A 24,133-nucleotide genomic window follows, 5' to 3' on the forward strand; every position below is an offset into this window, starting at 1 on the left:
TGCAACTTGAATAATGACCGGGTTATCCCCTGATTCTCCAAGGAGCGATGATGAGTGAGAACCAACTACATAAGCTCAGTATTACTGTTGGGCAAAGATTAAAAAACCGTGGCCAGTGGATCACTTGTGCCGAGTCTTGCACGGGGGGAGGCATAGCCAAGGCGATTACTGATATTGCCGGTAGCTCAGCCTATTTTGACCGTGGTTTTGTCACCTATAGCAATACGGCCAAACACGAATTGTTAGGGGTAGAAAAAGAAACCTTGGAGGTTTATGGCGCGGTCAGTGAACAGGTGGTATGCGAGATGGCGCTGGGTGCTTTATCTGCCGCCAAGGCTGACCTGGCGCTTTCTGTCAGTGGTATTGCTGGTCCGGATGGGGGCAGTGAGCAAAAGCCGGTTGGTACGGTCTGGTTTGGTTTCGCTGAACGTGGTGGTCGGGTACTGGCGTGCAGGAAACAATTTGCTGGCGATCGTGATGCGGTCCGCTTGCAAGCAACGATTTTCTCGCTGCAAAGAGTACTTGAGGAATTTTTGCAAAATTAACCTTGATACTGTATGAGCATACAGTATAATTAGATGCATTCCCTGCTTAACCTATTCCCTGGTTGTAGTAACGTTCAGGTAGCAGTCGTAGGTAGTAATAGGTAGCGGTAACTGAACTAATCCCTAGCAGCTTGAATGGCAATGGGTATACATTCTGTGGCGATGTGGGTCAACCCAACATGGCAAAAAAGGAGCAAAAATGGCTATTGATGAGAACAAACAAAAGGCGTTAGCTGCGGCACTGGGCCAGATTGAGAAACAGTTCGGCAAAGGCTCCATCATGCGTTTGGGTGAAGACCGTTCTATGGACGTAGAAACGATCTCCACTGGTTCTCTGTCACTTGATATTGCATTGGGTGCAGGTGGTCTGCCGATGGGCCGTATCGTCGAGATTTATGGCCCAGAATCATCAGGTAAGACAACCTTGACCTTGCAAGTGATTGCCTCTGCTCAGCGCGAAGGGAAAACCTGTGCGTTTATTGATGCCGAGCATGCGTTGGACCCAATTTATGCCAAGAAGCTGGGTGTGGATATCGACAATTTGCTTTGTTCCCAGCCAGATACCGGTGAACAAGCCCTAGAAATATGTGATGCATTGACTCGCTCTGGTGCAGTTGATGTCATCATTGTCGACTCGGTGGCGGCCTTGACACCAAAAGCGGAAATTGAGGGTGAAATCGGTGACTCACATATGGGCTTGGCGGCTCGTATGATGAGCCAGGCAATGCGTAAGTTGGCCGGTAATTTAAAGAATGCCAACACTCTGCTGATCTTTATTAACCAGATCCGTATGAAGATTGGTGTGATGTTTGGTAACCCGGAAACCACTACCGGTGGTAACGCACTAAAATTCTATGCCTCTGTCCGCCTGGATATCCGCCGTATCGGTGCGATCAAAGAAGGTGACGAGGTGGTCGGCAGCGAAACCCGGGTAAAAGTAGTGAAGAACAAGGTTGCGGCCCCGTTTAAACAAGCTGAATTCCAAATCCTCTATGGTGAAGGGATCAACAGTTGTGGCGAATTGGTCGATCTGGGTGTTAAACACAAAATGATCGAAAAAGCCGGTGCCTGGTACAGTTACAACGGTGAAAAGATTGGCCAGGGTAAGGCTAATGCCTGTAACTTCCTGAAAGAAAACACTGCAATTGCTACTGAGCTGGATAAGAGATTGCGTGATTTGCTGTTGCACAACAATGGCGAGCCGGTGTTAGCTCATGCTAATACGGTAGTGGTAGACGACAATGAGGCAGAAACCAGCGAAGAGTTTTAATTCTGGCTGGTCGTTATGCTCAAGTTGTATATAGCTGCTCAATAGATCTTCACTCGTCCCTGACTGCGTTACGTAGTCAGGGCGCCTGAAACTGCTAACAATAATATTATTGTTTGACTCAGTGTCGTTTGACGCGGTGTTGTTTGAGGCAATATTGTTTGAGTCAATATTGTTTGACGCAATATTGCTTGAAGTCGCGGGAGAGAGTAGATGAAGGAAGTTACTCCCCAACTTTTCGATAAGAAAGAAAATATATTAATAAGCAGAGTGATGCGCTGGTTATCACAGCGAGATCACAGTGAAGCTGAACTGCGTCGCAAACTTGCGGTGCCGCCAAGTGTAGAAAACCTCAGGTTTGGTGCGGCCAAACGTCCTGTTGAACCGACAGCTCCCATTGACCCCGCAATGATCGAACGGCTGATAGCCTATTGTTATCAACATAATTGGCTAGACGACCGGCGTTTTGCCGATAGCTTTATAGCCAGCCGTAGCCGTAAGGGATATGGTGCACAACGTATCGTCTCAGAACTTGTACAAAAAGGTGTTGAGAAGGAAATTGTTCAAGCTGCATTGGCTGAATGCCCAATCGACTGGTGTGAATTGGCCAGGAAGGTTGCGCTGCATAAATTTGGTGATCCACTACCAGTAGAGTGGAAAGAGAAGGCCAAAGTGTTGCGTTATTTGCTCTATCGAGGTTTCTTTCAAGAAGAAATTCAGTCAATTTATCGTGATTTTGTCTGATCTGCGCACTCGGTATTTTACTTCCAACTGAAGAAAATTTATCTTATCCCCACATTTAGTTCGTGAACCCGATGAAAGCGTCTGGGTGTTGTTCCTCTGGTTCACGCATCATTCTCTAGTCTTTCCAGGAAAATTATGAGCAAGAGCACCGCTGAGATCCGTCAAGCGTTTCTCGATTTCTTTCATAGTAAAGGTCATCAGGTTGTAGCAAGCAGCTCTCTGGTTCCTAACAATGATCCGACATTGCTGTTTACCAATGCCGGAATGAACCAATTCAAGGATGTTTTCCTGGGATTGGACAAACGAGCTTACTCCCGTGCAACCACGTCACAACGTTGTGTGCGTGCTGGTGGTAAGCATAACGATCTAGAAAATGTGGGTTACACCGCTCGCCACCACACTTTCTTTGAGATGTTGGGCAACTTCAGCTTTGGCGATTACTTCAAGCATGACGCTATCAGCTATGCATGGGAACTGTTAACGGGTGAAAACTGGTTCAACCTACCAAAAGAGAAGTTGTGGGTAACAGTCTATGAGACTGATGACGAAGCTTTCGATATCTGGCAAAAACAGATTGGGGTGCCTGCAGAGCGTATTATCCGTATTGGTGATAATAAAGGGGCACCTTTTGCCTCTGACAACTTCTGGCAGATGGGCGATACCGGGCCATGTGGTCCTTGTACTGAGATCTTTTTTGATCACGGTGACCATCTCTGGGGAGGACCTCCTGGCAGCCCAGAGGAAGATGGCGATCGTTATATTGAGATCTGGAATGTCGTGTTCATGCAGTTCAATCGCCAGTCCGATGGCACCATGCTGCCGCTGCCTAAGCCTTCTGTGGATACGGGCATGGGGCTCGAGCGTATTGCCGCGGTATTGCAGCATGTGAATTCTAACTACGATATTGATTTGTTTAGTACCCTGATTGCGGCGGTAGCCAAACTGACTGACGCCACTGATCTCGGCAACAAATCCTTGCGGGTTATCGCTGATCATATCCGTTCCTGTGCATTTCTGATTGCCGATGGTGTCATTCCTTCAAATGAAAATCGGGGTTATGTGCTGCGCCGTATCATTCGTCGCGCGATCCGTCACGGTAATATGCTGGGTGCGAAAGAGACCTTCTTCTATAAACTTGTTGCTCCGTTGATTGAAGTCATGGGGCCTGCCGCTGATGAGTTGAAGCGACAGCAGGCACAAGTCGAGCAGGTTTTGAAAACCGAAGAGGAGCAATTTGCTCGTACTTTGGAACGTGGTTTGATGCTGTTGGATGATGAGTTGGCTAAGCTGCAAGGGGATACCCTGGATGGCGAAACGGTATTCCGTTTGTATGATACTTACGGCTTCCCAGTAGATCTTACTGCTGATGTTTGCCGGGAGCGTGGTCTGAAGATTGACGAAGCTGGTTTTGAACTGGCGATGGAGGCTCAGCGCCGCCGTGCTCGTGAATCTAGCGGTTTTGGTGCGGACTACAACAGTATGATCCGTATTGACGGTGCCAGTAAATTTAATGGCTATGAGCGTGTAGAGCAACTGGCGAAAGTAACGGCACTATTCCGTGATGGTAAACCCGTCGATGAGCTTAAGGCCGGTGAAGAAGCGGTCGTGGTATTAGATGAAACGCCATTCTACGCAGAGTCAGGTGGTCAGGTTGGCGACAAGGGCGTGCTGAAAGCAGCGGGTCTTGAATTTGCCGTGAGTGACACACAGAAATATGGTCAAGCTATTGGGCATCTGGGCAAATTGCTCTCCGGCTCGCTGAAATTGAATCAGGGGGTTGATGCGCTGGTCGATAGTGCACGCCGCAATTGCATTCGTCTGAACCATTCGGCAACTCATCTGTTACATGCGGCCTTGCGCCAGGTCTTGGGTGAGCATGTGGCGCAAAAAGGTTCATTGGTTAATGATAAGTATCTACGTTTCGATTTTTCACATTCTGAAGCCATGAAGCCAGAAGAAATTCGTGCGGTAGAAGATCTGGTTAACCAGCAAGTTCGCGGTAATTTACTTATACAGACCGAAGTCATGGCGCTGGATGATGCCAAGCAAAAGGGTGCGATGGCGCTGTTTGGCGAGAAGTACGATGAGCATGTTCGCGTGCTAACCATGGGGGATTTCTCTACTGAGCTGTGTGGTGGCACCCATGCGAGTCGTACGGGGGACATTGGCTTATTCCGGATTCAGAGTGAGTCTGGTACTGCCGCAGGCATTCGCCGTATCGAAGCGGTGACCGGGGAAAGGGCGATAGCTACCCTACACCAGCAAAGTGATTTGTTACAAAATATTGCAAATTTGGTGAAAGGTGATAGTAATAACCTGAACGATAAAGTTCGTGCAGTGCTTGATCGTACCCGTGCTTTGGAAAAAGAACTGCAGCAGTTGAAAGATCAACAAGCCGCCTTAGAAAGTGCTTCTCTGTCGAGCAAAGCGAAACTGGTTAGTGGCGTCAAGTTGCTGGTTAGCCAGTTGGATAATGTTGAGCCGAAGATATTACGTACTATGGTCGACGACCTTAAAAATCAACTGGGTTCGGCGATCATCGTATTGGCAACGCATGACGAAGGTAAAGTCAGCCTAATCGCGGGCGTAACCAAAGATCTGACGGACCGGGTTAAAGCGGGTGACCTAGTGGGTCATGTTGCTCAACAAGTCGGTGGTAAAGGTGGTGGCCGCCCGGATATGGCAATGGCAGGGGGAAGCGATATCAGTGGCCTTCCTGCGGCTTTAAACAGTATAGAAGCCTGGGTGGTTTCAAAACTGTGACTATAAAAAATTAGTATCAATAAATGCCATAACGTATTGTATGATATGGCATTTATTAGCGTGCTAACGCAATGTTGTTATAATTATCGGCACAAAGTTTTTTAGGTTGGCTAAACTTATTCATTAGTCTGGTGTGATAGCAAGTCTATGCCCAAGTTCATTTAAGTTATAGGTAGAAGGCAAAGGTATACATCCCAGTAGGTTTTTGTAATCTATTGATTTATTGGATTAAATCAATCTTGAGCTGAGGCGAGTGTGACTTGCGATAGTTCTGGTTGGGGCTTATGGATGAGGTTAATAACTAAGCACAGATAACTTCTCGGTACCTTACATGATAATGGGTATATTTACATTTATTGTTGTCCATTGACTTACGTTTTCACTGTATATCATGGATAATAGCCGGGAAACTGAGTGACCCGACTCTTTTAATCTTTCAAGGAGCAAAGAATGTTAATTCTGACTCGTCGAGTTGGTGAAACCCTCATGATTGGTGATGAGGTCACAGTTACTGTGCTAGGTGTTAAGGGCAACCAAGTCCGTATTGGTGTGAATGCACCCAAAGAGGTGTCCGTCCACCGGGAAGAAATCTATCAGCGTATCCAGGCCGAAAAGTCTCAACCGACGACTTATTGATTTCTCAATAGCGTCTCGTTAAATAGCGAGACGCTCTCCCTCCCCCCTCTTCAAATATTTCTCCTGATAACCTTTACGTTCTGACTCATTTTTTTGTCTGAGATCACCTGATGAGAGGGTGAATACGTGCTTTTTTTGCCGTCAAATCATCCATCTTGGCTGTGATTTGTGCAAACGCACATCAGTTAGGAAAAATTGTTTGACTTATAAGTCGGGGAAAGTAATATGTGCGCCACGCAGTGCCAATGTGCTTCTCTAAAAAGCAGATCAGGCACAATTCGAAAGAAGCGTGTGGTGAGGTGGCCGAGAGGCTGAAGGCGCTCCCCTGCTAAGGGAGTATGCGGTTAATAGCTGCATCCGGGGTTCGAATCCCCGCCTCACCGCCATTTGCATCCATAGCTCAGCTGGATAGAGTACTCGGCTACGAACCGAGCGGTCGGAGGTTCGAATCCTCCTGGATGCACCATTTTAGCCACATGGTCGTGTTATCAAGGTTGACCCTGGGGTATCAGCAGTATCAGTAATAGTTCTATGCATCCATAGCTCAGCTGGATAGAGTACTCGGCTACGAACCGAGCGGTCGGAGGTTCGAATCCTCCTGGATGCACCATTTTATAAACATCTCTCTAAGAGTGTTCGCCTTCAGATAAATACTATCTGAAAGGTCGCGCAAAAGAGGATAACGTTGCTTAAGCAACGGCCCAAAGGGCACCTCCTCGATGCACCATTTTAGCCGCCTGGTCGAGTTGTTGAGATTGGCCTTGGGGTATCAAAAATAGTTTCTATGCATCCATAGCTCAGCTGGATAGAGTACTCGGCTACGAACCGAGCGGTCGGAGGTTCGAATCCTCCTGGATGCACCATCTTATCAATATTCCTCTGTGTACGTGTTCTCCTTCAGATAAATACTATCTGAAAGGTCTCACAAAGGAGGATAACGTTGCTTCAGCAACGGCCCGAAGGGCGAAGCGCTTGCGCTGAGTAATCCTCCTGGATGCACCATCTTATAAACATCTCTCTAAGTGTGTTCTCCTTCAGATAAATACTATCTGAAAGGTCGCACAAAGGAGGATAACGTTGCTTTACCTCCATTCTTAGTCTGTTCATCGTTACATCAATTTATCTCTCTCCTGTGTGACAACTCATTTTGTACAGTGACATCCCTTACACTCTGGCAGCGACACTCATCATGCTTTACGCTAAAGTAGTCTCCTTTCCACTTATGTTTATGGAGTCCCAATGTACGACGGCTATCAAGGGTTGATCTTCGACATGGATGGCACCATCTTGGATACAGAATCAACGCATCGCCAAGCCTGGCATGAAGTAGTTGCACGCTATGGGATGACCTATGACGAAATGGCTATCGTAAAATTGAACGGTTCACCCACTTGGTGTATCGCTCAGGCGATTATTACAGCGCATCAGGGGGATCTCGATCCTCACTCTCTTGCTGCGGAAAAAAATCGTGTAGCAGAGGGGATGTTGTTGGATACCGTGCGGCCATTGCCGTTGATTGAGGTGGTGAAATCTTATCATGGTCGCCGTCCTATGGCGGTAGGTACTGGCAGTGAACACCGGATGGCAACGATGTTGCTGAGCCATTTAGGGTTACTCCACTATTTTGATGCTATCGTTGGTGCTGATGATGTCCAACACCATAAGCCAGAACCTGATACCTTCCTGCGTTGTGCTCAGTTGATTGGGGTGCTACCACAGCATTGTGTGGTGTTTGAAGACGCTGATTTTGGTATTCAGGCAGCAAGAAGCGCTAATATGGCGGTAGTGGACGTGCGTACGCTGTGAGTAGTACGCTGGCAACGCTATCTTTGTTTGGCAGTAGTTTCCTCAGTGCGACGCTGTTGCCAGGCAATTCAGAGATCGTATTGGTCGCACTATTGACCAGCAGCACGATTTCTCCAACGCTGTTGGTGCTGGCTGCAACGCTAGGAAATACCCTAGGAGGGTTGACCAATGTCATCATCGGGCGCCTGTTGCCGGTATTGAAGCCACAGCGGGGGACGGAAATGTCACTCGGTTGGTTGAAACGGTTTGGTCCGGCGGCGCTTTTACTCAGTTGGTTACCCGTGGTGGGCGATTTGTTGTGTTTGTTAGCCGGTTGGTTGCGTATGCCATGGGGTCTTGTTACGTTATTTCTGTGTGTTGGAAAGGCATTGCGTTACATCATACTTACCATAATTACGCTGCAGGGAATTGCCTGGTGGCAATAGCCAAGTGGATATAGTGGATATATAGTCAGGTTTACTCAAGGTGCCGTAAACAGAACTGAATGCGGGCCCAGAAAGCTTAGTAAACCAGATAACAAGGATGCGTAAGTGGCCTCCATAGCTTGCATAGCGAAGGGGATTGCCTCAAACGCAGGTTCAGAATGCCGACAAGTTGTCGAGTTTAGAAACGAGAGGTCAATTTGATCCCAGACGTATCACAAGCGCTTACCTGGTTGGAAGCGCATCCCCATGCATTAAAAGGGATCCTGCGCGGTATTGAGCGTGAAACATTGCGGGTTACTGCAGAGGGCAAACTTGCCACGACACCTCATCCGGAAAAACTGGGAGCGGCGCTCACGCACCATTGGATTACGACGGATTTTGCTGAGGCGCTACTAGAGTTCATTACTCCAGTGGATGATAATCTCGATCATTTACTGTTGTTCTTGCGTGATATTCATCGTCATGTCGCTCGTAAACTGGGTGATGAACGTATGTGGCCGCTGAGTATGCCATGCTTTATCAATGCTGAGCAGGATATTGAGCTGGCTCAGTTTGGTACCTCTAATATTGGTCGGATGAAAACGCTGTACCGTGAAGGGCTGAAGACGCGCTATGGGGCGTTGATGCAGACGATTTCCGGTGTCCATTACAATTTCTCTTTACCACTGGAGTTTTGGCAGGCATGGGCTGGCGTTAAAGATGCTGAAAGTGGTAAAGAACAAATATCGTCTGGTTATTTTAGGCTGATCCGCAATTACTATCGTTTTGGCTGGGTGATCCCCTATCTGTTTGGTGCTTCACCGGCAATCTGTTCTTCATTTTTGCAGGGGCGGGAAACCACTTTGCCATTTGAGAGTAATGGGCGCGGGATGTGTTATCTGCCTTATGCCACTTCGTTGCGTTTGAGTGACCTGGGTTATACCAATAAGTCGCAAAGCAATTTGGGCATTACTTTTAACGACCTGCAAAGCTATGTGCAAGGTTTAAAGCGCGCTATTGCTACCCCTTCGGCTGAGTACGCCGAGTTAGGGGTAAAAGAGGGTGATCACTATTTACAACTCAATAGTAACGTCTTGCAGATTGAAAATGAGTTTTATGCTCCAATCAGGCCAAAACGTGTAACCCAGGGCAGTGAAACACCATCAGATGCCTTGTTGCGTGGTGGTGTTGAATATATTGAAGTGCGTTCATTGGATATTAATCCCTTCTCACCAATCGGTGTTGATGCGGTACAGGCGCGTTTTCTCGATCTGTTCTTGATATGGTGCACCTTAGCTGATGCCCCCGAAATGAGCAGTGATGAGTTGCAATGTACCCGCAAGAACTGGAATCGGGTGATTCTTGAAGGGCGTAAACCGGGGCAAACTATTGGTATCGGTTGTAATGATAGTCGCCAACCCTTGGATAAAGTGGGTAAAGCGTTGTTTTATGATCTGAAACGCGTTGCCGAAGTGCTGGATAATGAAGCTGGTAATCAACAGTATCAGCAGGTGTGTGAGCAGTTGGTTGCTACCTTTGATGATCCAGAACTGACCTTTTCTGCGCGTATCCTGAAGATGATGAAAGCGGAAGGGATTGGTCGTGTGGGTTTAGATCTTGCGGAGCAATATCGCCAGATATTGGTGTCTGAGCCATTGGAAATCCTGACTGAAGCACAACTGGAACAGGAGCAGAAGTCTTCCTGGCAACGTCAGTATGAAATCGAAGCCGGTGATACATTGACCTTTGACGAGTTTCTGAAGGCAAACGGTGGGGGTTAAAAAAGAAAAGGCCACATCAATGTGGCCAAATATACATCTCTGGTACTAAGGGATGATGATAACAAATGCGCGTCTTTCTGTTAATTAAGACAGGGCAATTTGCAAAAGGTTTCATCGGTAGTAAAAAAAATTCAAAATAAATAGTTTTTTTATCAAGAGGTGATGACATGCCACTATTGGATAGCTTTACTGTAGACCATACCCGCATGGCAGCTCCGGCTGTCCGTATCGCTAAAACCATGCAGACCCCACATGGCGATACGATCACCGTATTCGATCTGCGGTTTTGTCGCCCGAATCAGGAAGTGATGCCGGAGCGTGGAATTCATACGCTGGAGCACCTGTTTGCCGGCTTTATGCGCGATCATCTCAACGGTAATGGTGTCGAAATTATTGATATTTCGCCAATGGGGTGCCGTACCGGTTTCTATATGAGTTTGATTGGTACCCCCCCAGAGCAGCGTGTAGCTGCAGCCTGGGCCGCAGCAATGAGCGATGTGCTGAAGGTGACCGACCAACGTAAAATTCCTGAGTTGAATGAGTTCCAGTGCGGTACTTATCATATGCATTCGTTGGAGGAAGCACAGGAAATTGCCAAGCATATCCTCGACAGTGGTGTGGTGGTCAATCACAATGAAGTGTTGGCGTTATCACCAGAGAAGTTGCAAACACTCCATATCTAATCAGGCAATGTTCAAGTAACTAACCACAGTTAAAAGCAGCTTGGTGGCAAACTAACTCATTTCAAACAGTTATCCCAGAGACACGCTTTTCATATCTTTGGGATTTACTGTTTTTGTACGCTGGATTGCAGTGACTTGATGGGGATAACACGCACCTGTTTAATCATATTATCCTGTACATCGAGAATATCGATATCATAGTGGTGGATGCGTACCCGCGTGCCGACCTTTGGGATATCTTCCAGTTCTTCCAGGATCATACCGTTGATGGTTCGGGCTTCCGTGGCGGGCAGAGTCCAATTGAAGGCTTTATTCAATTCTCGCACGTTGGCCGTGCCATCGATCAGTACCGAGCCATCACTTTGTGGATTTACTTCTTCTGCCAAGGTGGGTGACATGGAAGTGGTGAAATCACCAACAATTTCTTCAAGAATATCTTCCACCGTCACCAGTCCCTGAATATCACCATATTCATCAACGACGATACCGACCTTCTCTTTATTGCGCTGGAATTTTACCAACTGCACACTCAGCGGGGTACCTTCTGGCACATAGTAAATTTCATCAGCGGCGCGCAGCAGGTTTTCTTTATTGAACTCTTTTTTCTCGGTCATCAGCCGGTAGGCTTCACGTACCCGCAACATGCCAATGGAGTCATCCAGCGAATCACGGTACAGCACAATGCGACCATGCGGTGAATGCGTCAGTTGGCGCATGATTGACTTCCACTCATCGTTGACATCAATGCCGACAATCTCATTGCGTGGCACCATGATATCGTCAACGGTGACCTTTTCCAGGTCCAGTACCGAAATAAGCATGTCTTGATTACGGCGTGAAATCTGTGAATGTGATTCGTTCACAATGGTGCGTAATTCATCTTTACTGACGGCACCACTGGCTCGCACATTGGTATGGATGCCGAAAAGACGCAGCACCAGCGTAGTAATACCATTGAGTAACCACACGAGGGGGAACATGACTTTTTGCATCGGTTCCAGCAGAAAACTGCTAGGGAAGGCGATTCGCTCGGGATAGAGTGCGGCAAATGTTTTTGGTAGTACTTCGGCAAACAGTAATACGGCAAAGGTCAGGATACCGGTAGCAATTGCTACCCCCATGTCGCCGTACAAACGCATGCCAACAATAGTGGCTAATGCGGAGGCGAGAATGTTCACCAGGTTATTGCCAATCAACACCAAACCGATCAAACGGTCCGGTTTTTGTAGCAGTCTCTCTACGCGGCGTGCGCTATGGTTACCCTGTTTGGACTGATGGCGTAGGCGATAGCGATTTAGCGTCATCATGCCGGTTTCGGAGGCTGAAAAATAAGCGGAAATCACAATCATAATCACTAGAATGAAGATGAGAGTACCTGTCGAAACATGCTCCAACGCAGTATTCCTTATATAGCTATAGCGGAAAAGAGAGCCCCAGATAACTGGGGAGGATTGATCTTAGTGTACCATCTATTACTGGATTAAGCGGCTACCGAAGTAGGCTAAAGTCAGCAGAAAAGAACCAGCAATACTGAACCAGACAACAGGGCGACCACGCCAGCCCTTATGATAATGCCCCCACAGTAGGACGATATAAACTAACCAGGCCAAGGTTGATAGTACGGTTTTATGGATGTTTTCTTTGTCAAACAGATTATCCATATATAGCAAGCCAGTACAGAGCGTCAACGTGAGCAGTACCACACCGACTTGTGTGATGTGGAACATTTTTCGCTCAATGCTCATCAGGGGTGGCATGTCGGCAGTAAAACCGAGTTTTTTGTTCTTCAACAAATAATCCAGCCAAGCCAACTGTAATGCGTAAAGCGTTGCGATAATCAATGTCGCGTAGGCGAATAGCGCCAGACTGATATGGACCATCAGTTCCGGGCTGGCTTCCAGATGAGTGATATATTCCCCTGGCAGAAAGCAGACAAAGGCCAGGTTAATCATCGCAAAGCTGTAAACAATGGGCAGCAGGAACCAGCCACGATCACGTGAGGCGACCAAGGTCATCACCGAGCAGATGATCAAGCTGACGATAGAACTGATATTCAACAGGCTGAGGTTTTGCCCCGCGCTAACAGCAAAAATATGTTGCTGAAGTGCAATGGCATGGCTGACCAACGCCACTATGGCAGAAACCAGGGCCAACCGACGGTATGCACTGTTCTTCCGCAGCAAGCTGGGAATGATCAATCCAAGGCTGAGCAGGTAGGCTAACAAAGCCACAATAGAGAAAACGAGCATAGCGTTATTGAGCATCTACATAGTTATCGGGTTGTTTAATATACCAGTATAGCGTTGAGCCGTCCCTACTCCAACCAATCTCCAATGCGGTAGCAGAGATTGCCGCTACTTCGTGTTATAATCGCCGCAATTATTTCGCCATTGCGGCCTGACTCTTACGTTGAGCATGAGACGATGTTTGAAAATTTAACTGATCGACTGTCGCGCACTCTGCGCAATATTAGTGGCCGTGGGCGGCTGACTGAAGAGAATATCAAAGATACCCTGCGTGAAGTGCGTATGGCTTTGCTGGAAGCAGACGTTGCATTGCCCGTGGTGCGTGACTTTATCAACCGGGTAAAAGAGAGTGCTGTAGGGCATGAAGTCAACAAAAGCCTGACGCCTGGCCAAGAGTTCGTCAAGATTGTCAAAAGTGAACTGATCGCTGCTATGGGGGAGGTGAACACCGAACTCAATCTGGCAGCACAGCCACCGGCAGTGGTGTTGATGGCGGGGTTGCAAGGGGCGGGTAAAACCACCAGCGTAGCCAAACTTGGTAAGTTTCTGAAAGAAAAACAGAAGAAAAAAGTGCTGGTTGTTTCTGCCGACGTCTATCGTCCCGCGGCGATCCGTCAGTTAGAAACCTTGGCCGAAGGTGTGGGCATTGATTTCTTCCCTTCTGATGTCAAAGAAAAACCGCTCGATATTGTTAACCGTGCGCTGCAACAGGCTAAACTGAAGTTTTATGATGTCTTGATCGTCGATACCGCTGGTCGTTTGCACGTTGACGAAGCGATGATGGACGAGATCAAACAGGTTCATGATGCGCTCAACCCGGTAGAAACCCTGTTTGTTGTCGATGCCATGACCGGCCAGGATGCAGCCAATACCGCCAAAGCGTTTAACGAGGCGTTAGCGCTGACAGGCGTGGTATTAACCAAAGTTGATGGTGATGCTCGTGGTGGTGCGGCATTATCGATTCGCCATATTACCGGTAAGCCGATTAAATTCTTGGGCGTGGGTGAAAAAACCGATGCGTTGGAGCCCTTCCACCCGGATCGCGTGGCTTCGCGCATTCTTGGTATGGGTGATGTGCTTTCGTTGATTGAAGAGATCGAAAGCAAGGTTGACCGTGAACAAGCCGAAAAACTGGCGAAGAAGTTGAAGCAAGGTGATGGATTCGACCTCACCGACTTCCTGGATCAATTGAAGCAGATGCGTAATATGGGCGGAATGGCCAGCATGCTGAGCAAATTGCCGGGTGCGGGTCAGTTGCCAGACAACGTAAAATCACAAATGGACGACAAAGTATTGGTACGCATGGAGGCGATCATTAACTCCATGACGCTGAAAGAGCGGGCCAAGCCTGAAATCATCAAAGGTTCACGTAAACGCCGTATTGCACTGGGGTCGGGTATGCAAGTGCAGGATGTGAACCGTCTGTTAAAACAGTTTGATGATATGCAGCGGATGATGAAAAAGATGAAGAAAGGCGGAATGGCGAAAATGATGCGTGGCATGAAGGGTATGATGCCTCCGGGTTTTCCAGGCCGTTAAAACCGAGCCACATCGGTGATGTGGCTCGGTTTACGGGTTATTGGTTAGCGGTGAAAACTGTCTGAAAATAACCAGAGTGCAAAATGTAATCCCGAGTAATCTACGCTTTAGATTGCTTTTTGCGCCAAAATGAGTAAAATTTTCGAGCTTTTTATATTGCAACCGGGCCCCGTCCCTCAATGGGGCCCGGCTGTTTTATTAACTAAAGAGGATGTTATGGTAACAATTCGTTTGGCACGTGGCGGCGCTAAAAAGCGTCCGTTCTATCAAGTAGTCGTGACCGACAGCCGCAATGCGCGTGATGGTCGTTTCATTGAGCGCGTAGGTTTCTTCAACCCAATCGCATCTGGTCAGGCCGAAGCACTGCGTCTGGATCTGGATCGTATTGAGCACTGGATTGGTCTGGGTGCGACTGTTTCTGATCGCGTTAGCGCGCTGATCAAAGACGCTAAGAAAGCAGCGTAATCTGTTGCGGTGGTGGCAATGAGCAAGCAACTCAAACCGGTGGTTCCTCAGCAACCGATTGTACTCGGCAAAATGGGTTCTACTTACGGCATCCGAGGTTGGCTCAGAGTGTTTTCATCCACCGAGAATGCCGAAAACATATTTGACTATCAGCCTTGGTTTATCCAGCGCTCGGGTCAGTGGCAGCTTGTCGAGTTGGAAGACTGGAAGCGCCATAATCAGGATCTGATCATCAAAATCAACGGTGTTGATGATCGGGATGCCGCGAATTTACTGACGAATTGTGAAATCGTTGTAGATTCTGAGCAATTGCCTTCTCTGGAAGGAGATGACTACTACTGGAAAGACCTGATGGGCTGCCAGGTAGTCACCACTTCAGGATACGAACTGGGTAAAGTCGTTGATATGATGGAAACCGGTTCAAACGACGTGATGGTCGTGCAGGCAAACCTGAAAGATGCATTCGGCATGAAGGAGCGGTTAGTTCCGTTTCTTCATGGGCAGGTTATCAAGAAAGTCGATCTCGCAGCCAAGGTCATCGAGGCTGAATGGGATCCTGGTTTTTGACCTTTGGTTTAATGGCCGAAGCAGATGGAATAACAACACGGGGATTGGCTGGTGTTTATTGGTATTGTTAGCCTGTTTCCTGAGATGTTCCGTGCAATCACCGACTATGGGGTCACTAGCCGAGCAGTAAAAAATGGCCTGCTGAGTGTGCAGTGCTGGAGTCCACGAGACTTCACCCACGATCGGCATCGTACCGTGGATGACCGCCCTTATGGCGGTGGCCCAGGAATGTTGATGATGGTGCAACCTTTACGGGAAGCCATTACTGCAGCAAAAGCAGCGGCAGGCGAGGGCGCAAAGGTGATTTATCTTTCACCTCAGGGGCGCAAGCTGGATCAAACTGGCGTGTGCGAGTTAGCGGCTAATCAGAAGATGATTCTGGTTTGTGGTCGCTATGAAGGGATAGACGAGCGGGTGATCCAAACCGAAATTGACGAAGAATGGTCAATCGGCGATTACGTTCTCAGTGGTGGTGAACTGCCAGCAATGATCCTGATTGATTCAGTCGCCCGTTTTATACCGGGTGTTCTGGGCCATCAGGCATCAGCGGAAGAAGACTCTTTTGCTGATGGGTTGCTTGACTGCCCACACTATACCCGCCCAGAGGTGTTGGAAGGGATGGAGGTTCCAGCAGTTTTACTGTCGGGAAACCATGCCGAGATACGTCGCTGGCGCTTAAAGCAGTCGCTGGGCCGAACCTGGCTTAGAAGACCTGAACTTCTAGAAAGCCTAGCTCTGACTGACGAGCAAGCGGTGTTACTGGCAGAGTTCCAACGGGAACATCTGGCCGAGTAACAGAACCATGAAGGGAACGTCTGAGTATTGTCTCGACGAGACCGATATATCAGTTTACCTAGGGTAAGAGACATATTATGAGCAACATTATTAAGCAAATTGAACAAGAGCAGATGAAGCAAGACGTACCTGCATTCCGTCCGGGTGATTCCGTGGAAGTCAAGGTATGGGTCGTTGAAGGTGCTAAAAAGCGTCTGCAGGCATTTGAGGGCGTGGTTATCGCTATTCGTAACCGCGGTCTGCACTCTGCATTCACTGTTCGTAAGATTTCCAACGGCGAAGGTGTTGAGCGTGTTTTCCAGACTCACTCCCCAGTAATCGACAGCATTACTGTTAAGCGTCGTGGTGCCGTTCGTAAAGCCAAACTGTACTACCTGCGTGAGCGTACTGGTAAGTCTGCTCGTATCAAAGAGCGTCTTAACTAAGATACAGCTAACGCTGCATCCAAAAGTTAATAGCTATCAGGGGCTTATCGTTATGGTAAGCCCCTTTTTTATACAGTCCTCCGCTGGTCAGTGATCTTCCATACACCAATACCCTAATGAGAACTATGGGCTTTTTTGTCTATAGAAAAAGGCGTTGGCTTTATACCAACCCCTTTCCTTTTTAATTCCCACCGAATACTTACGACAAAAAAGAAGAGAAAGTTATAACCCGTACATTAAGGTGATTGAGGTGGCGGTATCCGTGTTTTTAGGCGCAGAAGCGGGTGGCTTGCTGTTGTAGTTTACCGTATAGGCCAGCCGTAAGGAGAAGTCGCTGTTTATAGCGACCGTGAGTGCTGTTTCCGAATTCAGCGTGGTTTGGTCGTTAGCCAGCGCAGAGATACCTTCAGACAGATGAGCATTATCAGTCAGTTTGTAGGAATAGTTGGCTGCACCGTAAGCTAATGCACGAGTCGTTTGACCACCAGCACGGTATTCATCATGGCGTACACCAGGGCCGAATTCGAGACGCAAATCATGAATTGGGTCGTTAAAGATCTGACGACCATAACCCCCGGTGATTGTGGTGCGCGAGTTATAACCGGCAAAACGATCATTTAGCCAGCCTAGCTGACCAAACATGTAATTACGGTCGGTTAGATTGTAACGAGTACGCCCACTGGCTTGATATCTTTCAGAAGAGCGTACATTGGCAGAGGTCGTGTTATTGGCTGAACCCCACAAACTGTAGGCGGTATTATTGTTAAACCAAGTCATCGTGGTATTGGCCAGTAACGCGGAGTTCTGGGAGTTGCCCGATTGCGCGTTATAACCAGCCTGAATATTGCCATCAAAGGGTGTCTTGGCAGTGGCTGGGTCGTCCATCGCAGTAAAAAGAGTATTGTCAGCAAAGACAGAAACACTGGTGAAGGCAGTCAAGCAACTAAAATATAATGGAATGGCGCGACGAGCGCATGAAGAGAGCATTTTGGATCCAGTTGTTAAGAGTGATATTAAGTGATAACGATCACATTATATCGGTTCCCCTCTAGGACAAAAACAGCCTCTGTTAGCTTAATTTTTTTATTTTATACCGTTACTTATTCACTTTTCTTCTACTATGACGTCTTGATTTTAGCAGAGTAAAGCAGTGATGGGTCAGTAGCTTGAGGACGGCGGGGAAGAGCCTGCTCATAACGGCAACGGGAAATATTCCGTTGCCGTCAAGCAGGTAATTACAGGAAGGCCGTGACCAGAAGGTAACCGGTGATACAAGAGCAAAATACACCGATCAAACCTGGGATAATAAAGCTGTGGTTGATGATAAATTTACCGATGCGGGTTGTTCCTGAACGGTCAAAGCCGATACATGCCAAGTCGCTGGGGTAAGTTGGTAAGACGAAGTAGCCATAAGCCGCTGGGAAAAAAGCCAACAACATTTTAGGGTCAACACCTAATTGTAAGGCCATTGGGGCAATGGCTGTCAGTGCGGCAGCCTGGCTGTTAACTAACTTGGAAACAAGGAATAGAACGATGGCATAAGTCCACGGTTGGTTTTTGACGACATCTTCCAACAGCAACTTCAAATCACCCATATGAGCCTGGAAGAATGTATCACTCATCCACGCCACACCAAATACGGAGAAAATAGCGACCATTCCGGCTTTGAATACGGCACCATTAGCGATCTCCGCGGGTTTGACTTTACAACCTATCAGGATAATGGCACCGGCTATCAGCATCATCATCTGGATCACCAGATTCATTGACAGCGGTTTTAGAGCACCTTTGGCATCTGCAAAGGAAGGGCGTAAGTCAGTGAAGGCACCCAGCATAACAACCACAGCGATAGCAGCAAAGAAGATCACCGTTGACCAGTAAGCCTGCTTGGGGAAGGTCTGGTTAAGTAAGGTTTCGGTACCACTGTAAATATAGGCACGTTGTTCAGGATCTTTGATTTTTTCCTGGAACTCTGGGTCTTTATCTAAATCTTTACCGCGACGCAGACTCCATAATGCCGCCATCAGAACACCAACCAGTGATGCCGGGATAGAGATTGCAAGTATTTCCACCAACGAATAGGCTTTGCCAATACCATGCCCAGCAGCAATGATCGATACTAAGGATACAACGGCAACAGAAACCGGGGACGCCGTGATGGCCATTTGGGAAGCGACAGAGGCAACAGCCATTGGGCGTTCAGGACGAATTCCTTTCTTAATGGCAATATCTGCAATGATCGGGAACATGGTGTATACCACATGACCGGTACCGCAGAGAAACGTCAGTGTCCAGGTAGTAAAGGGAGCGAGTAGAGTAATGTGCTGTGGATGGCGGCGCAGTAGTCGTTCGGCGTATTGCATCATGACATTTAAGCCACCAGCTGTTTGCAATACTGAAGCACAACCGATTACCGCTAAAATGGTTAGCATGACATCAACAGGAGGCTTACCTGGTTGCAAACCAAATATAAAGCAAAGCAAGAATAAGCCAATCCCACTTATTAAGCCTAGCCCCATACCGCCAAATCGGGTACCGACTAATAAGCAAAGAATAATGACTGAAAATTCCAGAGTGATCATGTGTTTCCCTTGTAATAAATGAAGAACTGCTAACGCTGACCAAAAAACCTAGGCTATGCGGATTCTATCTGTGTGCCCCCCTAGAAAGAGGTATGAGCGCTTTAGCGTTATAGTTATCCATTTGGCGTGAGATAACTGTGAGATTCCGCAATTTTTATTCACTAAGAGGGGGGAGTTTTCAGTGATAAATAGAGGTAAATAACGAATGAAAAATAAATGCTAGCCAATCGTGTTGCAATTGTATTTCAAATGTTTAATTGGCGTGCGAGCTAATTTTATTCGCTTCAGATTGTTTTTTAATCAGCAATTAAGATGGGAGATTGTTTTTTGTATACCCCTATGTCCAATCTTATTCAAGTTTCTGTCAGTGACAACAGGGGAGTCATTAGGTGGATACTATGACTTGTACAAAACACATTGATGTAAATTAAAGTGTACGAAAATAGTGACTCGCTTAGCTGCTGGGTGACTTTAAGATGTTTATTTTTTTAATAAAAACAACCTATTGAATGCCGATTTTTAACCGAGAGTGATGTTCTTCAGTAGATTTTATTCTGGATTATTTAATTTACACTAAATGGATTGAAATCTTTACACCATGTGGTAATGTAGTCGCACATCATCCTTAATGATCTCACTACGCTCAAACATACGGTAAATGATAGGGAATAGCATCATGCAAAAAGACGCGCTCAACAACGTACATATTATGGCAGAACAGGTACTCATTACTCCGGAAGAGCTGAAGAACCAGTTTCCACTCAGTGTGAGCGATGAGCATGAAATTGCTACAGCTCGTCGCACTATTGCCAATATTCTTAAAGGGCAGGACCACCGCCTGCTCGTCGTTTGCGGACCTTGTTCGATCCATGATCCCGATGCGGCACTGGATTACGCTCGTCGGCTAAAATCCCTGTCGGCTGAATTGAGCGATCAACTGTATATTGTTATGCGTGTCTATTTTGAAAAACCAAGAACCACGGTTGGCTGGAAAGGGCTGATTAACGATCCCTATATGGATGGTTCTTTTGACGTTGAAGAGGGGCTGCATATTGCCCGTCGCCTGCTGTTGGATTTAGTTGGTATGGGATTGCCATTGGCAACTGAAGCGTTGGACCCTAACAGCCCACAATATTTGGGTGATTTGTTTAGTTGGTCAGCGATTGGTGCCCGTACTACCGAATCACAGACACACCGGGAAATGGCTTCTGGTCTTTCGATGCCGGTGGGTTTCAAGAATGGAACTGATGGCAGTTTAGGCACAGCAATCAATGCTATGCGTGCTGCATCCATGGCACACCGTTTTGTCGGCATTAACCAGGCTGGGCAGGTTTGTTTATTGCAAACGCAAGGCAATCCAGATGGTCATGTGATCCTGCGTGGCGGCAAAGCCCCCAACTACAGTGCCGAGCATGTTGCCGCTTGTGAAAAACAGATGCGCGATGCGGGACTCCATCCTTCCTTAATGATAGATTGCAGTCATGGTAACTCAAATAAAGACTACCGCCGTCAGCCGACGGTTGCTGAGTCGGTTGTTGAGCAGATCAAGGCAGGTAACCGTTCGATTACCGGTATCATGCTGGAAAGTAATTTACATGAAGGTAGCCAGTCTTCAGAGCAACCCAAGGTAGATATGCGCTATGGTGTTTCGGTGACCGATGCCTGTATTGACTGGCAAAGTACCGAAACTCTGTTGCGGAAAATGCATCACGAGCTGGGAACTGTGCTGAAGTCACGCATTGGAGAGTAGTGATTTATGGTGGCTGAACTGACCGTATTACGCGATCAAATTGATGAAGTAGATAAAGCGTTGTTAGCTCTGTTAGCAAAACGACTAGAGCTGGTGGCCGACGTGGGTGAGGTCAAAAGTCGCTATGGCTTACCGGTTTATGTTCCTGAACGAGAAGCCGCAATGTTGGCTTCTCGCCGTAAAGAGGCGGAAGGTCTCGGTGTTCCACCCGATTTGATCGAAGATGTCTTGCGCCGCGTAATGCGTGAGTCTTATACCAGTGAAAATGACAAGGGATTTAAAACCCTCTGTCCGCAGTTGCGGCCAATCGTGATTATTGGCGGCAACGGTCAGATGGGGCGTTTGTTCAACCGGTTACTGACGTTGTCTGGCTATCAAGTCAAAGTGCTGGATAGGGAAGATTGGCCGCAGGCAGGGAGCTTGCTGGCGGATGCTGGGATGGTGATAGTCAGTGTCCCTATTCACGTTACAGAACAGGTCATAAACCAACTGCCTCCGTTGCCGGAAGATTGCATTTTGGTGGATTTAGCTTCGGTGAAGAACCGACCATTGCAGGCGATGTTGGCGGTGCACCCTGGCCCGGTGGTAGGTTTACACCCGATGTTTGGCCCGGATGTTGGCAGTGTGGCGAAGCAGGTCGTGGTCTATTGTGATGGTCGCCAACCTGAGGCTTATCAGTGGTTACTCGAGCAACTGCAGGTCTGGGGCGCTCGGTTACACCGCATTAGTGCGGTTGAACATGACCAGAACATGGCTTTTATTCAGGCGTTGCGTCACTTTGCTACTTTTGCTTATGGTTTGCATCTGGCTGAAGAAAATGTGCAATTGGAGTCGTTGCTGGCACTCTCTTCGCCTATCTATCGCTTGGAGCTGGCCATGGTGGGGCGATTATTTGCTCAGGATCCACAGTTATATGCCGATATCATTATGTCGTCGGATGAGAATATCCACTTGATCAAACGTTACTACCAGCGGTTTGGTGAGGCGATTAAGCTATTGGAGCAAGGGGATAAACAGGCATTTATCCAAAGCTTTTGCAAAGTAGAGCAATGGTTTGGTGATTATGCTCAGCGTTTCCTGGTTGAGAGCCGTTCACTATTGCGTCAGGCGAGTGATAATCGTCAGTAGAATATTAATGAAAGGGCTAGTGTTCGGTAAAACTGAACCCTAGCCCAGTGTCATGAGTTAAGCAGGATTAACCGGTACAATATTTTCACTGGGATAGCACCCTAATACTTTCAACGAGCGGGTGAGTGGTGCCAGGTCTTTCAGCGCTTTTTCCATCGTTGCAGAACGCAAGTTAGCTTGCACATCAATATAAAACATCTCTTCCCACGGGTTGCCATTGATTGGGCGAGACTCCAATTTAGTCATGATGATGTTGTTGTCACGCAGCACCAATAAGGCTTCAACCAATGCGCCAGACTGTTGGCCAGTGGCCATAATCAGCGTAGTTTTGGCTGGCACTTGCTCAGAAACATCAATCGCTTTACGTGCCAGGACAATGAAACGGGTAATGTTCTGTTTTTGGTTGGCCAGATTATGCTCAAGGACTTGCAGGTTATACAATGCCCCACCGGCTTCGCTACCCAATGCGGCGATCGTTGGCGAGTTCAGCTTGGCGACTTTTTCCATCGCTGCCGCAGTGCTTTCGCAATACTCAATCTTCCACTGAGGGTAGTGATTAATAAAATGGCTACATTGCTGGAAAGGTTGGGGGTGGCTGTAGACAACTTCTATCTGTTGTAGAGTCGTCGTTCCTGACACTAATACGCAGTGATCAATAGGCAATGTGAGCTCACCGATGATTGATAGGCTGGTATGTTGCAATAGGTCGTACACATCATTGATAGAGCCTGAACTGGTATTTTCGATTGGCACAATAGCGTAGTCAGCTTGCCCCGTTTCTACCTGAGTGAAAATGTCCTGAAATTTTTGACAACCACATTCTATTAGTTGATCGAAATGGCGGGCTGCATATTGGCGAGCTGCCAAATGTGAGTAGGAGCCTTTGGGTCCTAAAAAGGCAATACGTACTGAGTCTTGGCTAATTTGGTTTAGTTGATGTTGCAGCAAGGCTTGTTGAGTCAGTACGGAATCTTCGATGATCAGCTGGAACAGGCGGGTAATATAGAAACCGTCTAAATCATAAGGTTTTGCCGCGCTTACCAGCGCGTTCAGTAGATCGCGCTCCCGTTCTTTATCACGGATCGGGCGGTGTGAATGTAGTTTGGTTTTACCCACTTCAATGGCCAGTTCCCGGCGTTCTGCCAGTAGAGCCAGTAATTTCATATCTAGAGCGCTGATTCGCTCACGTAGTACCAGTAACGGGTTGTCAGTCATAGTCAGTTTTGCCTTGTATTCTATCGCTGAGTTCATGTTCCCACGACCCCACATAACTCCTAGAGGCGTGAACTAGGGCAGGGTTGCAATTTTTTGCCAAGTAACTATAAAAAAAGCACCATAAAAAAAAGCACCATAAAAAAAGCCCCCAGTATCAGGGGGCTTTGTTATTCGTCTTCGCACTTTTTCTCATATGACGAAAAGCCCCCCATTCATGGGAAGGTAAAAAAGAATGCGAAGAGGAACAGGTTATGGCTCATCATTATCTCAAAGGTGTGTGATTGAGTGTTTAAAGTAACCGTTGGCTTTTCTCTCTGTCAATAAAAACTGCGAGACAAAAAACGCGCCCGGAGGCGCGTTCGATAGTAAGCGGCTACTTATTGGGTTTACTTCTCTTCCGGGATCACTTCCGGAGCGAGATCTTTTACACTGGCAGAGGCTCGGCGAGCTTCGCTTTTGTGTTGTACTTTGTTCAACTGACGCTCAAGTTTGGTAATCAGTTCGTTAATGGCAGCATACATATCTTCATGTTTGGCACTGGCAACCAATGGGCCATTAGGTGTAGTAATTGTTGCGTCTACTGCAAACCCCTGCGGTTCTTTAGAGAGAACAATATGGGGGTTAATCAGCTGCGCCTGCCATTTTTCCAGTTTTTTGAGACGGTCTTCGACGTGACTACGGATTGCGGAAGTGATATCCATTTGTTTGCTGGTAATGTTGACTGTCATATAACTTACCTCTCTGTCTTTCCGTCTTGGTTAAATTCAGCATACCGCGCTTTCCAACGAAATG

At 47.4% G+C, this 24,133-nt stretch carries 22 protein-coding genes, 4 tRNA genes and 1 other annotated feature; of the genes, 20 read left to right on the forward strand and 6 right to left on the reverse strand.

Translation table 11 applies throughout. The features are described 5' to 3' along the window. Positions 1–50 precede the first annotated feature (50 nt). From pncC to luxS, 13 genes are all read left to right on the forward strand, one after another. Positions 51–545, forward strand: coding sequence for a nicotinamide-nucleotide amidase (gene pncC / locus AC2A06_RS02845; protein ID WP_484379285.1), 495 nt, complete (start codon positions 51–53; stop codon positions 543–545). A 199-nt stretch (positions 546–744) separates the two neighbouring features. Beyond that, positions 745–1,815 carry a recombinase RecA gene (gene recA / locus AC2A06_RS02850; RefSeq protein WP_473195972.1) on the forward strand — a complete coding sequence of 357 codons (1,071 nt, stop codon included), beginning with the start codon at positions 745–747 and terminating at the stop codon, positions 1,813–1,815. A 210-nt stretch (positions 1,816–2,025) separates the two neighbouring features. Next, a complete protein-coding gene (gene recX / locus AC2A06_RS02855) occupies positions 2,026–2,556 on the forward strand; it encodes a recombination regulator RecX (protein ID WP_484379286.1) in 531 nt (176 codons plus the stop codon). A gap of 135 nt (positions 2,557–2,691) precedes the next feature. Then, positions 2,692–5,319, forward strand: a complete 2,628-nt coding sequence (gene alaS / locus AC2A06_RS02860) for an alanine--tRNA ligase (protein ID WP_484379287.1) — start codon at positions 2,692–2,694, stop codon at positions 5,317–5,319. Between the two features lie 450 nt (positions 5,320–5,769). Beyond that, complete coding sequence (csrA, locus tag AC2A06_RS02865; protein WP_002209449.1) at positions 5,770–5,955, forward strand: carbon storage regulator CsrA; 186 nt, start codon at positions 5,770–5,772, stop codon at positions 5,953–5,955. Between the two features lie 293 nt (positions 5,956–6,248). Then, positions 6,249–6,341, forward strand: a tRNA-Ser gene (locus AC2A06_RS02870). A 3-nt stretch (positions 6,342–6,344) separates the two neighbouring features. Further along, positions 6,345–6,421: transfer RNA gene (locus AC2A06_RS02875), tRNA-Arg, on the forward strand. Between the two features lie 67 nt (positions 6,422–6,488). Continuing rightward, a tRNA-Arg gene (locus AC2A06_RS02880) sits at positions 6,489–6,565 on the forward strand. A gap of 176 nt (positions 6,566–6,741) precedes the next feature. Then, positions 6,742–6,818 (forward strand) — tRNA-Arg (locus AC2A06_RS02885). Between the two features lie 376 nt (positions 6,819–7,194). Continuing rightward, positions 7,195–7,761 (forward strand): fructose-1-phosphate/6-phosphogluconate phosphatase, encoded by a 567-nt coding sequence (gene yqaB, locus AC2A06_RS02890; protein WP_484379288.1) that lies wholly within the window; start codon positions 7,195–7,197, stop codon positions 7,759–7,761. After that, positions 7,758–8,186 (forward strand): YqaA family protein, encoded by a 429-nt coding sequence (locus AC2A06_RS02895; protein WP_484379289.1) that lies wholly within the window; start codon positions 7,758–7,760, stop codon positions 8,184–8,186. Before yqaB ends, AC2A06_RS02895 begins: the two co-directional genes overlap by 4 nt. Before the next feature lie 197 nt (positions 8,187–8,383). After that, on the forward strand, positions 8,384–9,946 hold the full coding sequence (gshA, locus tag AC2A06_RS02900; protein WP_484379290.1) for a glutamate--cysteine ligase: 1,563 nt from the start codon (positions 8,384–8,386) through the stop codon (positions 9,944–9,946). A gap of 167 nt (positions 9,947–10,113) precedes the next feature. Continuing rightward, positions 10,114–10,629 (forward strand): S-ribosylhomocysteine lyase, encoded by a 516-nt coding sequence (gene luxS, locus AC2A06_RS02905; RefSeq protein WP_023492020.1) that lies wholly within the window; start codon positions 10,114–10,116, stop codon positions 10,627–10,629. 104 nt (positions 10,630–10,733) lie between these two features. Here luxS and AC2A06_RS02910 read toward each other — a convergent pair whose 3' ends face one another. Together AC2A06_RS02910 and AC2A06_RS02915 are read right to left on the reverse strand one after the other, a co-directional pair. After that, positions 10,734–12,023 (reverse strand): HlyC/CorC family transporter, encoded by a 1,290-nt coding sequence (locus AC2A06_RS02910; protein WP_023492021.1) that lies wholly within the window; start codon positions 12,021–12,023, stop codon positions 10,734–10,736. A gap of 78 nt (positions 12,024–12,101) precedes the next feature. Continuing rightward, the gene (locus tag AC2A06_RS02915; RefSeq protein ID WP_473195967.1) at positions 12,102–12,878 is read right to left on the reverse strand and encodes a cytochrome C assembly family protein; all 777 of its coding nucleotides are present in this window, start codon (positions 12,876–12,878) and stop codon (positions 12,102–12,104) included. 174 nt (positions 12,879–13,052) lie between these two features. Here AC2A06_RS02915 and ffh point away from each other — a divergent pair, with 174 nt between their 5' ends. The 5 genes from ffh (at position 13,053) to rplS (ending at position 16,666) form a co-directional block, all read left to right on the forward strand. Next, positions 13,053–14,414 carry a signal recognition particle protein gene (gene ffh / locus AC2A06_RS02920; protein WP_023492023.1) on the forward strand — a complete coding sequence of 454 codons (1,362 nt, stop codon included), beginning with the start codon at positions 13,053–13,055 and terminating at the stop codon, positions 14,412–14,414. Between the two features lie 216 nt (positions 14,415–14,630). Beyond that, positions 14,631–14,879, forward strand: a complete 249-nt coding sequence (gene rpsP / locus AC2A06_RS02925) for a 30S ribosomal protein S16 (protein WP_004877236.1) — start codon at positions 14,631–14,633, stop codon at positions 14,877–14,879. A gap of 18 nt (positions 14,880–14,897) precedes the next feature. Further along, a complete protein-coding gene (gene rimM / locus AC2A06_RS02930; RefSeq protein WP_023492024.1) occupies positions 14,898–15,446 on the forward strand; it encodes a ribosome maturation factor RimM in 549 nt (182 codons plus the stop codon). Between the two features lie 51 nt (positions 15,447–15,497). After that, positions 15,498–16,241, forward strand: coding sequence for a tRNA (guanosine(37)-N1)-methyltransferase TrmD (trmD, locus tag AC2A06_RS02935; RefSeq protein ID WP_473195965.1), 744 nt, complete (start codon positions 15,498–15,500; stop codon positions 16,239–16,241). 77 nt (positions 16,242–16,318) lie between these two features. Further along, on the forward strand, positions 16,319–16,666 hold the full coding sequence (gene rplS, locus AC2A06_RS02940; protein ID WP_023492026.1) for a 50S ribosomal protein L19: 348 nt from the start codon (positions 16,319–16,321) through the stop codon (positions 16,664–16,666). A gap of 222 nt (positions 16,667–16,888) precedes the next feature. Here the strand turns inward: rplS and AC2A06_RS02945 are convergent, their stop codons facing one another. After that, a complete protein-coding gene (locus AC2A06_RS02945) occupies positions 16,889–17,653 on the reverse strand; it encodes a DUF481 domain-containing protein (protein ID WP_484379291.1) in 765 nt (254 codons plus the stop codon). Between the two features lie 248 nt (positions 17,654–17,901). Continuing rightward, positions 17,902–19,248: an anaerobic C4-dicarboxylate transporter gene (locus tag AC2A06_RS02950; RefSeq protein WP_023489796.1), complete on the reverse strand. Its 1,347-nt coding sequence runs from the start codon at positions 19,246–19,248 to the stop codon at positions 17,902–17,904. 676 nt (positions 19,249–19,924) lie between these two features. Between AC2A06_RS02950 and AC2A06_RS02955 the strand changes: the two genes are divergently transcribed. Next, positions 19,925–20,998: a 3-deoxy-7-phosphoheptulonate synthase gene (locus AC2A06_RS02955; RefSeq protein ID WP_484379292.1), complete on the forward strand. Its 1,074-nt coding sequence runs from the start codon at positions 19,925–19,927 to the stop codon at positions 20,996–20,998. 6 nt (positions 20,999–21,004) lie between these two features. Next, a complete protein-coding gene (gene tyrA, locus AC2A06_RS02960; protein WP_484379293.1) occupies positions 21,005–22,126 on the forward strand; it encodes a bifunctional chorismate mutase/prephenate dehydrogenase in 1,122 nt (373 codons plus the stop codon). Positions 22,127–22,183: 57 nt separating this feature from the next. On the opposite strand, the gene pheA is transcribed toward tyrA, so the two are convergent. Together pheA and raiA are read right to left on the reverse strand one after the other, a co-directional pair. Further along, positions 22,184–23,341, reverse strand: coding sequence for a bifunctional chorismate mutase/prephenate dehydratase (gene pheA, locus AC2A06_RS02965; protein ID WP_484379314.1), 1,158 nt, complete (start codon positions 23,339–23,341; stop codon positions 22,184–22,186). Between the two features lie 135 nt (positions 23,342–23,476). Next, positions 23,477–23,602 (reverse strand) — a sequence feature (Phe leader region). A gap of 125 nt (positions 23,603–23,727) precedes the next feature. Continuing rightward, complete coding sequence (raiA, locus tag AC2A06_RS02970; protein WP_484379294.1) at positions 23,728–24,069, reverse strand: ribosome-associated translation inhibitor RaiA; 342 nt, start codon at positions 24,067–24,069, stop codon at positions 23,728–23,730. Between the last annotated feature and the right edge of the window lie 64 nt (positions 24,070–24,133).

The organism is Serratia sp. HNCC26DJ244 (genome assembly GCF_057180565.1).